The sequence below is a fragment of the Paraburkholderia sp. BL23I1N1 genome (assembly GCF_003610295.1).
In the GTDB taxonomy this organism is placed as follows: domain Bacteria; phylum Pseudomonadota; class Gammaproteobacteria; order Burkholderiales; family Burkholderiaceae; genus Paraburkholderia.
This window is the reverse complement of the sequence record NZ_RAPV01000002.1, coordinates 862,469-877,266: the sequence shown is the minus strand read 5'-3', so window position 1 is coordinate 877,266 and position 14,798 is coordinate 862,469. Positions and strand designations below refer to the sequence as shown.

The following is a 14,798-nucleotide window of genomic DNA, read 5'->3' as shown; positions in this document are numbered from 1 at the left end:
GCCGCGCGCAATTATAAGTCGAATAGCATTGGCCTGAGTTCCGTGGCTGAGTGCAAATCCCTGGTGCGTAAGCCATATCCCGCGAACGCAAGGTGTGGTCAAGAGTGACTGTGCAGACGAGGTGCGGCCGACTTCGAACAGCAGAAGGCTGCGTTTCAACGTACTGCAAGTGCTGAACATCATGGAGCGACAGCGGTATCTCATCGACCCCGCTGCGAAGATTTCGCCCGCTATGACCATTGCGTTCGAATCAGCAGAGAGCCCGAATGTCGCCAGTTTCTTGCATTCTGGCAGAACTTTGGGGTCTCACAAATCGGAATATGAGTGAGGCATTGACCGAGAAGCTGATATAGAGCAAAAGAAGGCGGGAAACTACCAACGCGGGTGTGCCGCAGATAGAGTCAGAGCGCGAACGATTCCACGCTCCGCAAAGGGAGGCTCGCTGCGCCGCAAATTAATTCCTCACTGTGCTAGTATCGTCAGAGCGTGGGGCGGTAGCTCAGCTGGGAGAGCGTCGCGTTCGCAACGCGAAGGTCGGGAGTTCGAGCCTCCTTCGCTCCACCAATTCCTTTAGAAATCAATGCACTAAAAAAGTGATATAGCGCATTGCATCGGTTGCGATGCAACGCGGTTATGCGATTGGCGCCATCCGACGTCAACGCGATGGTGCTCCTACACTGCACACTGATGGACTGGTTTGTCTGCCACGCTGAACGCCGTTGCGGTCAACTTCCCGACTTTTACCGGCCGTCAGATTGGCCAACCAAAGCCCCTCCGTCGAGATGGCTACTTGCGCCTATGTTGCGGACCGCTTCATTCTTTAACGCGGACGTACCGGTGCTAGTAATTTAGCTACGCCTCTGTCGTCAAACGTAGATTTGCGGCCGACGGCAAAAATTTCATTCATTGCGCTGGACGGTAGGACTCAGCCTAGCGTGTCTGCGAGAACGAACGCTCACCAGGAGATTTGGAAGCTGCACACGTTGGCTTACGGCTAGAGGTCGCCGGCAGCCAGTCGTTAGAACTCACCGTATCCGACTGGAGCGTTGTCCATGTCGTCCCATCGGCATTCGACAGTTGGGTCTAACCAGTCTGCGGCGCGTTGGAGCCATGTAGCGTCGACGGCGTCATCGGACGACTTCAACTTCTTGACTTCAAATTCAGTCGCGAGAGCTCGCAGGCGGTTTGCCCGCTCAAGCTTCGAAGCCCATTCTTCGACCCGCTTGAGTTGCTCAATTGCCGAACGGCGAATCGCAGCCAGCCTCGCACGCTCAGCTTCTTGCACAAAAGCGAGTGCTCGCTGCTCGACCCTCATCTGAGCCTGCACGGAATTCCGAATTATTACATGCCGTAGCTTGCCGACGAACCCGCAAATTTTCGTTTCGACTGGGGCAGTCCGGCTGTCTGCGGTAGTTGCCGTTGCATAGTTGCTTCCAACATCGAACGCCGATATTTCTAGTTCGTTCGTTGGATGGCAGATGTATGTCTGGTTGTTTAGGTTATATCCGGCGCGTTTGTTCTCGGCCAGTTGCTCTCGAGTCAAAGGAATATACTCTTGGCGGCCGCGCTCCCTCACGCGGAACGTCAGCTTGCTGTCGAGTAACGTCACGTAAGCCGGGTCGTCTTCTTTGCCGCCCGACGAAAGCGAATATCCAGCACCTATCAGTGTCTCGAGAAGCATGTTTAGCGCGAGAAGCGCACGCAGTGAGTTCTGCGGAGACACCGCAGCCCGCATCAGTCCGGCGCCGTCGCAACACGGCCACGCTCGCGAATCGCGATGTTTACCTTCGAGCTTTTTCGCCATCCGTTTGACAAGTGGCAGGCATTCGACAATAGAGGTGGGCATGCTGACAGTCGGTATGTCCGGCGCACGAGCGGCATCCTCATCGATTCGAGCCCGGGTGCGCAAGGACAGCTCGTCGTCCTGTGGGTTCTTGAAGACCGAACGCCGGTAGGTCGTCGCTCCCTCGGTAGGCTGGAGCGATGGTTTTTCCATGGCCTTGCCGGCGGCAAGTTTTTCCCAAAAGCCTCGGGGAGGGACTGGGATATCGAGGCTTATACAAATCTTGCGAAGTCCCACATCCGAGATTTCGTACCTCTTGGATACCCTTTTAACCGGTTCGGACCAGATTTCCTCGTACAGTTTTTCGCGTTCAAAGTCTTGATGGAAGTATGGCATATGAGCTCGTGGCTGTTCGAGCTGAGACCGTTCGGATTGGCCACGACATGTTAAGCCAACTGTGTGTGAACTCTGTTGGCCGTATCTATAAATTCACGGGGGCAATCCAATAACCCGAGCACGCTGGCTGGTTGCCGTCATCCGAGCTATCAAAGCGCATCGTCAAATAAATGTATTAACGGGTGCTTCCCAGTATCAGATTACGGTTCCCGCCACCAGCGGTCAACCTCGGCAGGCGAACACTCCGTCACAAGCCAGAAGATAGCGTACTACACAAGATGAAGTGCTATCAGATATGCGCAAAATCCCGCCCGTGTCGCGCATCAACCAGTAGTTCCGGCTATGCTGAGCCTCGAAGATATACGCCAGATGGCATCTCACGACCCCAAAAACATAAGCCGTGATATTTATTGCGTTGAGTTCGACAGAACCGTCAGTCATTCTTCTGCGGCACTCAAAGGCGACCCGTTTGCAAACACAAGCACACCAATGATGCCCGCATGCGGGTTCATCCGAAGTCAGCCAAGCTTCTGTGCCAGCACCAACCCAATAATGGCAGGGTACCGACAGCGCCGTGTCAGCGATTATGCGGTCCGTCGACCTAGCGTTGCCGTCGCAGACTGCGGTTTCATGAACGTGCCGTCCTTACGTGAGGGAGAGGCCTTAATCCGCTTTCGGAATCTCCAATTCGTGTGCGGTCACCAAGAAGATTATGTCGGCTGTGGCTTCGACGAAGAGCCCGGCGCGGCGTTGTTGCATAAATCAGTCTGTCGAGGGAACTGACGTATACGCGCAACAGTGCTTGCGGTGGGTCTGTTAACTTCGTGTGGAACTGCGTAGATTCTCGACCTTTGGGCGGGAAGATGCGCAAGGACGAACGCAAGACAAGCGGGCCCAAGGGCGTCTACCGCGTCAGGAACTGGTCGGATTACAACGCGGGGCTGATTGCCAGAGGCAACGTAACGATGTGGATCGACGAAAGCGTCCTGACTAATGCGGTTGAATCCGGCGCGCGCAAGCGCGGCCGGCCGTGCATCTACGCGGACGCAGTGATCCAGATGCTGCTCGGGCTCAAACAGGTCTTCCGCCTGCCGTTGCGGGCGCTTCAGGGCTTCGCGCAGAGCCTGCGCGAACTCGCATTCGCTGATTTGCCGGTGCCCAACTATTCCACCCTGAGCCGCCGTGCACAAACGCTGACGGTACTCCTGCCCGGCTTGCGTAGTGGCGAGCCGTTGCATCTGGTCGTCGACAGCACCGGCCTCAAGCTGTACGGCGAAGGCGAATGGAAAGTGCGCAAACACGGCTATTCGAAGCGCCGCACCTGGCGCAAGGTGCATCTGGCAATGGACGCGAAGACCGGTCAGGTATGCGCTGCGCTGATGACGCATCAAAATGTCGACGATGCCAGCGCGTTGCCCGATTTGCTGGACCAGATTCCCTCCGACATGCCGATTGAAATCATCGGTGGCGACGGCGCGTACGACACGAAACGCTGCCATGCGACGATCGCCGCGCGTGGGGCTTTGCCGTCGATTCCGCCGCGCGAAGGCGCAATGCCTTGGCCCGCGAGCACGTCTGGTGCTGGCTGGCGCAACGAGGCCATCGACGCCATCGCGCAAAGCGGCCGACCGCAATGGAAGAAGTGCAGCGGCTACCATCGGCGCTCGCTTGTCGAGAACCTGATGTACCGGCTCAAGACGCTCACGGGCAATTGCTTGTGGGCGCGCCGCATCGGTTCGCAGGCGACCGAAGTTGCGATCCGCGCGGGCGTGCTCAACCGCATGACGGCCCTCGCTCGCCCGCAGTCCGTTCGCATCGGCTGAATTCATCACCACTGCGGCCCCTTTGCCTTCAAATTCGATTTATGCAACAACGCCCCCGGCGCGGCAAAGAGGACGCGCGAGCGCAACCGGCTATACGACGAGGCGGTACTCCAGGCGCTAACGGTGTTGTGGGAAGCAGCCGACAGGGTTTGCGGCAAGCGACTGAAGGCGTTGATCCCGAAGCTGGTTGATGCCATGGAGCGGCACGGCCATCTCGACCTGGATCCGGTCGTCAAGGGCAAACTGCTTCAGATCAGCGCGGCGACCATCGATCGCATGCTGGCCAATGCGCGTGCGCACATCGATTGACAGCGCAAACGGCGCACGGGAGTGGGCTCGGCCATCCGGCGCAGCATTCCGGTGCGTACCTTCGCAGACTGGCGCGATCCACCACCCGGCTTCTTCGAGATCTACATGGTCGAACACTGCGGTGGCTCGAAGATAGACGGTGAGTTCGTCCACACCCTCACTCTGACTGATATCGCCAGCGGCTGGACAGAATGTGTGGCCATGCGAGTACGTAACCAGATGCTGGTGATTGAAGGATTTGAGAAAGCGGCTGCCGATCTGCCATTCGCGATGCTTGGAGTGGATTCGGATAATGACAGTGCGTTCATGAACCAGAGTGTCCTCGACTACTGCAAGGGCCGCGGACTCGTGCAGACACGTTCGAGGGCCTACAAGAAGAACGATCAGGCCTGGGTGGAGCAGAAGAACGGCGTTGTCGTGCGGCGGCTGGTCGGTTATGGCCGGCTGAGCGGTGTCGATGCCAGGAACGCGCTGGCGCAGCTGTACGCGTCAGCGCGGCTATACATTAACTTCTTCCAGCCTTCGTTCAAGCTGAAGTCCAAGACGCGTGACGGCGCGCGCGTACACAAGGTCTACTTAGCACCGGCGACGCCGTGCGATCGGCTTCTGGCACATGACAGCGTCGAACCCGCTATCAAAGAGAAACTGAAGGCGCAGTTCAATGGGCTCGATCCTGTGCGGCTCCTGCAGGAGATGCGAACGGCTCAGCAGACATTGAGCGAGTTCGCAGCCCACGGCGTGCGTGCTGAAGCAGCGCCGGCCGGCGAATCAGACGTCGCCGTCTTCCTCGCCGGCCTTTCTTCGGCATGGAAGGAAGGTGAGGCACGTCCACCGCATCGGAAGCAACCCAAGGCAAAGCACTGGTGGCGAAGTCGGGTGGATCCGTTCGCCGACGCGTGGCCGATAATCGAAGGATGGCTGATTGCGGAGCCCTCTGTGCCGGTTAACGTATTGATGGATCGGTTGGCAGCGATGTTTCCAGAAGCGTACGCAAGTCGGGCACAGCTACGAACGCTGCAGCGCCGGGTCAAGGCGTGGCGAGCAGAGCGCGTAAAAGAACTGATTCTGGGCGGCCTGCGAAAGTCCGCTGATGCGCCAGCCGAAGTGTGAGTTGCGGAGAAGTTGAAAGTCGCCGGGGCCGGGCGCTCCGCGCCCGGCAAACCACGAAAGAAGAGAAGAAAGAAAGCGAAACGACAACAATCCGTCGGGTAACATTCCTTCGTGAGGCAACGCCGGCCAAGCCGCTTGACGCTGTCTAGCCAGGCAGACGCCGCTCGAGGAGGTCGAGCGTGCCGTCGAACTGTCCGCGGTCGAGAGATTCTTTCTCTATGGCGGTGGGGACCGTCCCGGTGCGGCTGTAGATTTTTTGAACCAGTCCACCGAATCCGGGCAGCCCTGCCGGATATGAGATGCCTGCTCCGCAGAAAAACACCACACTGCCTTCTTCGTGAGCCTGCAGCAGTTCGTCCGGAATGTCCGGCCCATTGGCGACAAATTGCATTAAACCGTCCGCTGATATTGTTTGACGGCGGCCGTGGCCGATTCGGCGTTTCTTTCAATTTTCTGTTGGCCTAGTCGACACCCAAATCCACTCTGTGAAATACAGCCGGTCATGCGATTCCTCAGCCCTACCTGGGTGCCATTAATAACAGTATTACCGGACCTGTGGTGCTCGTTACCTGCGGAAACTGCATCAGACGCGCGACACTGCCGTCACGGCAATGTTCACAGGCACCGCTGGAGCAAGAAAATTTGACGGGAGCGCCTGGTTGGGAACACGACTTTCAGCGATGGCGGATGTCGTGATCGACCATAGCTATAGAACCTGAAGGGTAGCATCGGCTCGCCTTCCACTGGCGCCGCAATCAGGATATCTCCGATGGCGTCGGCGAACCTAGTAGTTACGCGTTCGCGATCGTTGAAAAGGCAGGTATTGAAGTTGATCTTCGACAGCCGGAGTACATCGCTCATCACGGTGGCGAGAGAGGCCGCCCCCTGCGCACCGATACGAGAACTGGATTCGGCGTATCCGGGTCCCATGTAGGATGCGAGGCGGGGAACGAAGCCAGTGGCTCACAGATAGCCATCCAGCCGCAACTTCGAATGAGGCAGGCAGGGAACCACCAGATAATGCCCCGAAGTTTCATTGGCTCCGCCCGTCGATCCGCGGGTCACCGCTCGCTCCCTTTGCCCCTTCGAAACGGCGGCTTCGAACGTACAACGGCGTCGGCGGGCTGGTATCGCCCAAGACAGATTTTGCCCATGACTCGTCATGTCCTCGCCGTATTCCAAAAAAACAGAGTTGACGTAAGCGGCGAAGACCACTCCGTCAAGTTTCCATAGGTCGAGGTCAAAGACTTCACCGAGTTCAAGTGCGTGAGCAAATCGCATTAAGACGGTCAACGTTTCATTCGGCCGCTCGATCAAGTCTTGCACTTTGGAATAGTCATTTTCCCGTCTGGCAAGCAAATAATTTAGCGTTGATTCCAGCGGGATATCCCAACGCGCAAGATGGGCTTGGCAGGCAATCATTGAATTGAACAACAGGCCGGCAAGTTCGTCGGCTTCGGCTTCAAGGCGGAGGCGCGTAGCACAAGATAACGCAACGGCCCAGTATGGGGCTTGAGCGTCGCTCTTCCGACCTGCGTGCACTTAATAATAAGCGTTGACCTTCAACGGTGCGGTAATACGATGAGTTGTTCGTCCAGAGTAGGTAATCCATGAATGTCGAATGTGACAGTCAACGTTCCGACTCGATCAGGCGCCTTGATTATGACCTTATAAATTCCTACTAACGCTTTAGGTAAAGAAAAATCTAGAGTACTTGAGTAAACGAGCACAGACTCAGCGCCGATATCATCGGTGACCGACGCTCGCAATCTCAAATCGTTCATTTCGCTTTCAGCATCACCGATAACGCGAAGTTCTAGCGACGTCTGTTGTCCTGCGACGACAACGTTTGGATGCGGTGCGAACGCAACAGACTTAACGGTGACAGTTTTCCCCGAATTGGTCACCACGTTGTACTCCTTGGGTCCGAAATATTTCGGGAATGGTGACTCGACATCGTTCAAAAGCCGGCGAAGCGTTTCTCTAGCCGCGTTGTCGTCGAAAATCTTCATATGCTGAGCCATTGAAACAAATGCTCGGGTTGTGTCTCCGGCAGAGGCACTTCCTTCAATTACTGTTCCATCTCCGCTGCGGAAACGGTATTCGGTAACAGTGCTTGCGCCACGCACCGCATAGTACTGCGCGCGTGTTTCGATACTGCTTCCAACGAGATACGAAACTATCACTGAGTTTGGATATGGCTTCAATGTCAGATCGCGGATTTTCTTGGCGGCCGACAGCGCATTCGCCAACCCCTTACGCGATTGTTCTGTTGTTATTGAACCTGGAACCCAGTTCAGATAATTCCATTTAACGACATCAATGGGGTCGTATGGCGTTCGATTTTTTTCGAATGGTCGACCCAAGATACAGCAATTCGAATACCTCGGAAGCAGTTCATAGAATGATGGAATGGAAAGTGAAAACCTTCTAATTGATAGAAGCCCGCCTGCGATCCAGTTTCCGGCATTACCCCAACCTTCGGTCAAAGTACCGAATGTATTGACTGAACCGTAAAACGGAACAGCCATGTTGATAATCCGATGAGCTTGGTGCTTTTGGTCAAGTTCTTTGGAAAAAATCTCCGCAACCAGCCCTCCCATACTGTGTGCAAGAATATCGAATTCACCCTGATTCAAAACCTTATTATTGTTGACAAATTCGGCAAACTGCTTTGCCGTCGTATAATTACTTTGCCGCCAATCATAGGGAAACTCAAAATAGTCAATTCCCTCACGATACCCAAAGGACAGGAGCGTCTTCCTTAGTGCGGCGTATTCTTTAATCTTCCAAGGTCCAAACGCTATGCTATCGACTATGCTGGTCGGAACTAACCATCTACTGGGTCCTTCGGTCCGTCCGGAATTGTCAAGACATTAAGTCTCGTCAATGACCAAGCGTCACCCCAAACAACTCGCCCATCTTTGTCTTTTAGCACGGAACCTACCATGCCCGGAATAAAGACCAGGGGTCGACGCACTCCTTCGGCAGATGCGGAACAGCCGAACGTAAGAAGTTTCCACAGTACGCCTGCGATTACAATAACAGTGGTTGGCCTCCGTTCAAAATTGCACAGCATAAGCACGTCCCTCGAATAGCAGCGTTGTGTTGATGCACGATGGAACGTCTTGGGCCAGTGTAATAATGATGCGATGATTGAATGTTTCATCCGCAATCCTTAAACGTACGCTTAAAGCTTTTTACCGTCTGCTAGCAGTCTAGGTGAGCACGCCCTCAAGGGCAAACACATTTGTCGTTATCAAGTACTTCATAGTTTCACATTACAGCCAGATTTAACGCTGCTCTCACGATGAGTTAGGCTAACGGGCTTGCGAATCTTCTTCTCTCGACCTAGGCTGTATCCAAAGTGGCCTGAAGCCAAGGGGGCACATGGATATGTACATGAAATGGATAGTTTTGTTACTCCTGAGCGTGACGTCCGTCATTCCTTTATCCGCACGTGCCTATATTTGCGAGAATGGGGCAGAAGTTAAGAATGAAAATTATTGCCAGTTTATAACGTACGGCCCTGAGAAGACGATAATAGATGATCGTTTTGTATGGGCTATGTCTCCCGCGCCCGGTGATCATATTCGATCAATCGCGCTGGTTGTTGGGATAGGAAAATACCCTCATTTCAACGGCGACTCAATTTCCAAGGCAGTAGAAAATGATATTGATAACTTGACTAAATTTCTGAAAGAAGATCAGGGGTTTGACGAGATAATTGTTCTGAAGAACGAAGACGTAACTCAAGAGAATTTGAATTATTTTTTGGACGAATACGTTCCAAATCAAGGTAAAAAATATCGCGGTTTCGCGCGATTTCTTATGACGTATTCGGGTCATGGACTACACCTTCCAAATGCCTTGCCTCACAACACGAAACAACAAGGCGGTCGAAAAACTTCACGGGTACCCATCTCGCCTAAGAGGCTGGAAACACCGAGGGCTGCACTTCTATTGAGTAATGCGGAGAGTGAACTCGACACGTTGCATAGCTACCCTCTGGAAAATCTCAAGCGTCAACTCGTCGCAATTTCACCAGACTATTTTCACGTCCTCGCGCTAATCAACACTTGCTATGGCGGCGCAATTTACGGCTGGGATCAGGGAGCGATCGATGATAATACAATGCGCGGGCGCGGTGCATTCGCGATGACAGCGGGATCTAACGACATGCAAGCCGCGACACTTGGAAAAGAGAACGACGGTAGCATTTTTTTCGATTCGATTATTCATAGTGTCAAAATGGGGAGCGCTGATCCGACGGCTTTGCGGATAGCAATCGATGGAAAAACTGTCCAAAGGGGCGGATTCGTCCGACTGGGTGCGCTGGCAACTTCAGTGTCAACCGACTACGAAGATATTAATTCACAAAATATTGTCACTACAACCGGCGTTCTACAACTGGCGGGACCGTGGGTTGGATCAATGGAACCCGCTGGAGTTAATGCAAGAGGTGGCTTCTTCTTTTTAACCCCATTTTTTTTGAGTAACGGTCTTGCCGCACCGATATTGCCGCCCGTCCCGTCAAGTAGCGTCCCGAATCACCCTGAGATTCAAGTATTCGCGGCACCAGAACAGTATCCTATACGCGGCGTCGACGTGTCAGCGCATCAGGAAATTGAAGATTGGAATTTCCTCGCAAAACAATATCGATTCGTTTATCTTAGGGGGAACAGTTGGCATGGACCGGATCCGGTGTTCGCGAAGCGATGGGAGTATCTTAGGCAGATGGGCATTGATCGGGGGCTCTACGTCGTGTTCGATTACTGCTCTTCAGCTCTACACCAGATGCAGTATCTGTCTGCTCTCGAAGCGATTGACGAAGAAGCGCTTCCAACGGTGATAGATCTCGAAGAACCTTCCATAAATGAAAGCCCTCAGCAGCTCGAATGCCTTCATAAATCTGGCGTCTCGGCAACGAGGAAAGCAGTTCTTGAAATGGCAAAAATCTTAAATAAGAAGTTCAACAAAACCCCTATGATTTATGGAAGCCAGCCGATGTTGAACGCGATCTTAGACGAACATTTTAGTCCTTACATGATATGGTTATCCACCTTAAAGAAAGCTTCACTCCCCGGTGACGATAATTTGGGACTGTATGGTGCAAATCCATGGACCCTGTGGCAGTACTCATCGAGAGAAATCGTGCCGGGGATAAAACGACCGATCGATATTAGCGTGTTCTTTGGCGACGAGGCTATGTAAGTGTTGCTGGTAAACGCGTTTGAATTTTGTTAACTTCGGCGAACCCATTGCGCCGGAGTCCAGATGAAGTGTGTTGTAGAGCTGAGCGAAGCCGAGGAAAAGACCTTGCAACAGATGTCGTTGAACCACCAGCATCGCGACATGCGCATCCGGGCCGCGGGCGTGATGATGCTCGGCCGCAAGATCAAACTGACTGAAGTGGCTGCGCAGCTCAGCGTGAGCGGGCAGTCGGTCTACAACTGGGCGCGCGCGTGGCGGGAATCCGGCATATGTGGGCTGCTGGTCGGTCATAAAGGCGGACGTCCCCGTTCGTTGTCTGAAGCCATGATCGCCACCGCCATCGAGGCGGCCAGCGCCGAATTGATGACGCTCAGACAGATTGCGCAGCGCGTTGAAGAAGCTCATGGTGTGCCGTTTCCCTGCCGCCTGGATACCTTGTCGACTGCGCTCAAACGAGCGGGGTTTTCCTACAAGCGTGGTCGCTATTCGCTCAAAAAAAGCGTAACCCCGAGGAGTTCGCCGTGAAGGCCTCCACCCTCGCGAAGCTACAGCAGGCCGCACTCGACGGTGCGTGCCAGCTGTTCTACTTCGATCAATCGGGGTTCAGTGCTTCGCCCCCGGTGCAGCGCGGCTGGTCGCCCATCGGCGAACCGCATCGTGTGTTCCCGCAACCGCACTGCAAACGCTCCGTCCTTGGTGCACTGGATTTCGGCGCCAACCTGCTGACGTATCACACCAGCAAGACCACGATCAAACGCCCCGATGTCGTGCAATTCCTTGAGCAGATCGCGCGGAAAAGCACGCCCGGTCTGACGACCGTAGTGGTGCTCGACAACGCCTCGATCCATCACAACATCGATCAGGAAACAATCGACCGATGGTTTCTCGAACATCGCATGGTGCTGTTCTATCTGCCGCCCTACAGCCTCCGAGTAGACGGGGACGTTACCGCCCCCATCCCTCACAGATCCGGACGAGCCCAATTAAGGCATCCGGTTCTTCATTGCACAGATTCGCTCACTTATTTATGGGTATAGCAGTGCACAATTCGAGCGGGTGGCAAGGGAAACCTCGTGAGTATCTCTTTGAATGCGGCCCATGGAATGGTGCTTTTGGACGATCTGCTCGATAGCCACTTGCGCCAACAGTGGGCGGCGAAATATCTTAGCCTCCCGATGCGCTTGGCGTTACCGCTGATGCCAAAGTAGGCGTAATGCCCCTTGAGCATCCTGCCGAGCTTCTGATGCTGATCCCTGATCGGCCAGTGCCGCATGGCGCGACACTGCTGGTTGATCTCCTTCAGGGCGCGAGCCAAGCGATCCTTGGCCGTCAGTTGCCCTGGCATCGGCCCTCCCTTCCTCGATTTCACCCAGACATGCGTGAACCCGAGGAAGTTAAAACTCGTCGCTAGCGCCTTATCGTCCTCTTCCTTCGCAGACTTCGGCCTGTAGCGGAAATCGACCATGGCGGTCTTGTCCGGGTGAAGCTCCAGCCCGTATTTCCCAAGCCGCTTACCCAGCACCTCCAGCACTCGCTGCGCGTCATCCTTATATGCAAATAGCATGACAAAGTCATCCGCGAAACGCACCAGCGTGCTCGGCCCTCTCAAGCGTGGCTGCACCTCATTGCTGAACCATTCGTCGAGCACATAGTGCAGGAATACATTGGATAACAATGGGGAAGCAACACCGCCTTGAGGCGCGCCCGTTTCGGAAAAGGACAACTGTCCACCTTCCATTACACCCGCCTTCAACCACTTATCGATCAGCCTTCTGACTATCCCGTCAGTGACCCGTCGGGCTAAAAACTCCCTCAGTTTTGCGTGCGAGATGCTGTCGAAGAATTTCCGAACATCCACATCTAACACCCATCGCCCACCATTCTTGGTGATCCCGCTTCTGATCGCTTGCAGCGCGTCGTGCGCGCTGCGTCCACGGCGGTAGCCGAAGGAACTGTCGCTAAAGTCGATCTCATAGACCGGCTCCATCAGCAGAACGATGGCACGCTGTGCCACCTTGTCCTCAAAAGAAGGAATTCCAAGACCGCGTTGACCGCTGCCATCTGCCTTGTCGATGTAATGACGGCGAACCGGCGGCGCACGGTAGCTGCCCGATTTGAGCCGGTCGATCAGGCTGGTCAGATTCTGCTCCAGATTGGCAGCGTAATCTTCTCCGGTCTGACCGTCGACTCCCACCGCGCCATCCTTGCGCGTGCAGTCGTATGCATACCTGACCCATTCATAGTCGATGTGATGGGCCAAGGTGGTCAATGTCATCGCCGGGTTGTTTCTCGCCAGCTCGGCTATTCGTTCCTGTTTCGTTGACACGCTTTCAGGCTTCAATGTTCCTCCGTGTTTCTCATGAACGATTCTGTACAACGACGCCTCCCTTTCCTCGACCGGGTCCGCCCGAGCGGCGTTCCCCGGCGTCATCAGTACTATGAAGGCGCTAAGACTTCCTGTGCCGAATACGAGGTCGCTTATGGATTCGCTTGCTCGCTCCAATCCTTCCTCTCCTCGTTTTGCTCCTTGCGGCGGAGAGCCCCGCAAGGTGTGGCCCGGTTTATATCGCCCCGTGCCTCAGGGCCCTACAAGATCGGTCGAACACAGGACCTCCCAGGTTCCTGGGGAATCCATCCTCGCACCTTTGCCCTGCTCTCGGACCCCGGTCGGTCTGGCGAGCCTCACCATTACGGCTCGCACAGTGCTGTCCCCAGTGTTCGGAAAGTGAAGACACCAACAGTTGATTATCTCGAGGCTCAATCACATGGCTTCGGTACCTGCTGCCTACGCTTCAAGTAGTGCGTCACCGCACTCGCATGCAAGGCTCGCTTCCGGCTGGTGGCTAGCCTTTACCGGGAGGGAGTCGAACCCTCTGGATTCCAATGACTGGTTTCCGCAATACACACTTCCTCCAATCCCAGGCTTCGCCTGGCGCTACCGAACTGAATCTCATCGAAATCCTCTGGAAGCACGCCAAGTATCACTGGCGCGGCTTCGTCACCTGGACCAAGGAAACCATCGATGCCGAGGTCAAAAAACTGCTCGACGGATTCGGCTCAGATTTTCAAATCAGATTTTCGTGAACACTTACAGTAGATTCAAAAAAGGAATCGGCAATATTGCGCTCTTAGCAAGTTATAAACACTAACATTTTGGTCCTTTGAGATGACAGGATTGCTGAGCGATCCAAATTGCGTGGATTGGCAACGATCGAATCTTCATGGGCGAAGTCGTTTTTGGCTGCCGAGGTACCCTTGACGCAGGATATCTGCCCTTGTACGAAACTGGTTTAGACAGCCACGGCAATTACCGGCGCTGAACTCGGCGGTCGGAGATGCGCTTGGTCGATTCGTCAAATTCACGCAGAGGCATCTTGCCGACGGAAAAAGAAAAGTCGAGATCTAGGAGGCCGCCGTCCGGGTCTCGACGCCTCTAGAAACCCCATCCGTAGCCAAGTTACTGTTGTGGAATCGCGCTCGTTCTGGTGGCGACAAAGGGCGATTACCGTCCGTAACCATCGCCGACGAACGACCGCTTCACTTCGCGAAGAGTTACTGCCACTTCGACATGCCGGACGTCCGTTCAGCGTCGTACGAGGCTTATTGGACGCCTGCCCACACGCGCCGCAGCACACTCACAGCCAGGTGAATGAGGGCAGGCGTCCAATAGCCCTTAACGAGAGTGTGCGTTCCCTGATGCAGAATGCTACCGTCCCGCTCGACATAAATTAAAAAACATAGTACGAAACGAGAAAGAAATCGACATGTCGTCGTACGATGCACACCGGCCACGAGACCAAGACGTAAGAAAAGATGCGACTGGCCGAGTCGCTCATCTCTGCGGGCGGACACTTCCATATCGCGTGCCTCTAGCGGCATGATGTCTCCGACCATGCGGAGTGCGATGCGCCGCGCGAAGCCTTCGCCGCTCCACTCTGAGTGGGTCGTACGCCTCTCTTTCATTTGCGCTTCGAGCAAGTTTTGCAAGTCTTCCAGCAACCCGCCGAGGGGCGTTTTAACTTCGGGCCGATCTGGATCAGCAACGGTCGCGTGCATTTCCGGACTTCTTTCCGCCACGTGTCCGCTAATTACACGCCACGTGGCGGTTTCCTCAACGTCACCGCCTCGGGTCGCATCGGATGATGTGCCCCAAAAGCGCAACA

General features: G+C 54.7%; 13 protein-coding genes and 1 tRNA gene. 8 read left to right on the top strand and 6 right to left on the bottom strand.

Features of this window, described 5'->3' with window-relative positions; genetic code table 11:
* The first annotated feature begins 488 nt into the window (after positions 1–488).
* Positions 489–564, top strand: a tRNA-Ala gene (locus B0G76_RS36655).
* A 454-nt stretch (positions 565–1,018) separates the two neighbouring features.
* Here the strand turns inward: B0G76_RS36655 and B0G76_RS36650 are convergent.
* Complete coding sequence (locus B0G76_RS36650) at positions 1,019–2,179, bottom strand: hypothetical protein (RefSeq protein WP_120297601.1); 1,161 nt, start codon at positions 2,177–2,179, stop codon at positions 1,019–1,021.
* 863 nt (positions 2,180–3,042) lie between these two features.
* Between B0G76_RS36650 and B0G76_RS36645 the strand changes: the two genes are divergently transcribed.
* From B0G76_RS36645 to B0G76_RS36640, 3 genes are all read left to right on the top strand, one after another.
* Positions 3,043–4,002: an IS5 family transposase gene (locus B0G76_RS36645; protein WP_120297600.1), complete on the top strand. Its 960-nt coding sequence runs from the start codon at positions 3,043–3,045 to the stop codon at positions 4,000–4,002.
* A 123-nt stretch (positions 4,003–4,125) separates the two neighbouring features.
* On the top strand, positions 4,126–4,311 hold the full coding sequence (locus tag B0G76_RS44395) for a hypothetical protein (RefSeq protein WP_259460929.1): 186 nt from the start codon (positions 4,126–4,128) through the stop codon (positions 4,309–4,311).
* Positions 4,312–4,332: 21 nt separating this feature from the next.
* A complete protein-coding gene (locus tag B0G76_RS36640; protein WP_259460928.1) occupies positions 4,333–5,421 on the top strand; it encodes a transposase family protein in 1,089 nt (362 codons plus the stop codon).
* Between the two features lie 145 nt (positions 5,422–5,566).
* Here B0G76_RS36640 and B0G76_RS36635 read toward each other — a convergent pair whose 3' ends face one another.
* The 3 genes from B0G76_RS36635 to B0G76_RS36620 all read right to left on the bottom strand — a co-directional run bounded on the left by B0G76_RS36635 (position 5,567) and on the right by B0G76_RS36620 (position 8,207).
* Positions 5,567–5,812, bottom strand: coding sequence for a hypothetical protein (locus B0G76_RS36635; protein ID WP_220700823.1), 246 nt, complete (start codon positions 5,810–5,812; stop codon positions 5,567–5,569).
* A 572-nt stretch (positions 5,813–6,384) separates the two neighbouring features.
* Positions 6,385–6,855 carry a hypothetical protein gene (locus B0G76_RS36625; RefSeq protein WP_147394136.1) on the bottom strand — a complete coding sequence of 157 codons (471 nt, stop codon included), beginning with the start codon at positions 6,853–6,855 and terminating at the stop codon, positions 6,385–6,387.
* Between the two features lie 128 nt (positions 6,856–6,983).
* Positions 6,984–8,207, bottom strand: a complete 1,224-nt coding sequence (locus B0G76_RS36620) for a lipase/acyltransferase domain-containing protein (protein WP_259460966.1) — start codon at positions 8,205–8,207, stop codon at positions 6,984–6,986.
* 616 nt (positions 8,208–8,823) lie between these two features.
* Between B0G76_RS36620 and B0G76_RS36615 the strand changes: the two genes are divergently transcribed.
* The 3 genes from B0G76_RS36615 (at position 8,824) to B0G76_RS43385 (ending at position 11,672) form a co-directional block, all read left to right on the top strand.
* Positions 8,824–10,635 (top strand): GH25 family lysozyme, encoded by a 1,812-nt coding sequence (locus B0G76_RS36615; protein ID WP_183082286.1) that lies wholly within the window; start codon positions 8,824–8,826, stop codon positions 10,633–10,635.
* A gap of 63 nt (positions 10,636–10,698) precedes the next feature.
* A complete protein-coding gene (locus B0G76_RS36610; protein WP_259460486.1) occupies positions 10,699–11,160 on the top strand; it encodes a helix-turn-helix domain-containing protein in 462 nt (153 codons plus the stop codon).
* Positions 11,157–11,672, top strand: coding sequence for a transposase (locus B0G76_RS43385; RefSeq protein WP_220700746.1), 516 nt, complete (start codon positions 11,157–11,159; stop codon positions 11,670–11,672). Before B0G76_RS36610 ends, B0G76_RS43385 begins: the two co-directional genes overlap by 4 nt.
* Here the strand turns inward: B0G76_RS43385 and ltrA are convergent.
* Positions 11,657–12,976, bottom strand: a complete 1,320-nt coding sequence (gene ltrA / locus B0G76_RS36600) for a group II intron reverse transcriptase/maturase (RefSeq protein ID WP_220700747.1) — start codon at positions 12,974–12,976, stop codon at positions 11,657–11,659. The genes B0G76_RS43385 and ltrA overlap by 16 nt on opposite strands.
* Before the next feature lie 542 nt (positions 12,977–13,518).
* Between ltrA and B0G76_RS36595 the strand changes: the two genes are divergently transcribed.
* Positions 13,519–13,719, top strand: a complete 201-nt coding sequence (locus B0G76_RS36595; protein WP_120292536.1) for a hypothetical protein — start codon at positions 13,519–13,521, stop codon at positions 13,717–13,719.
* A 516-nt stretch (positions 13,720–14,235) separates the two neighbouring features.
* Here B0G76_RS36595 and B0G76_RS36590 read toward each other — a convergent pair.
* The gene (locus tag B0G76_RS36590) at positions 14,236–14,691 is read right to left on the bottom strand and encodes a hypothetical protein (protein ID WP_120297595.1); all 456 of its coding nucleotides are present in this window, start codon (positions 14,689–14,691) and stop codon (positions 14,236–14,238) included.
* Positions 14,692–14,798 lie beyond the last annotated feature (107 nt).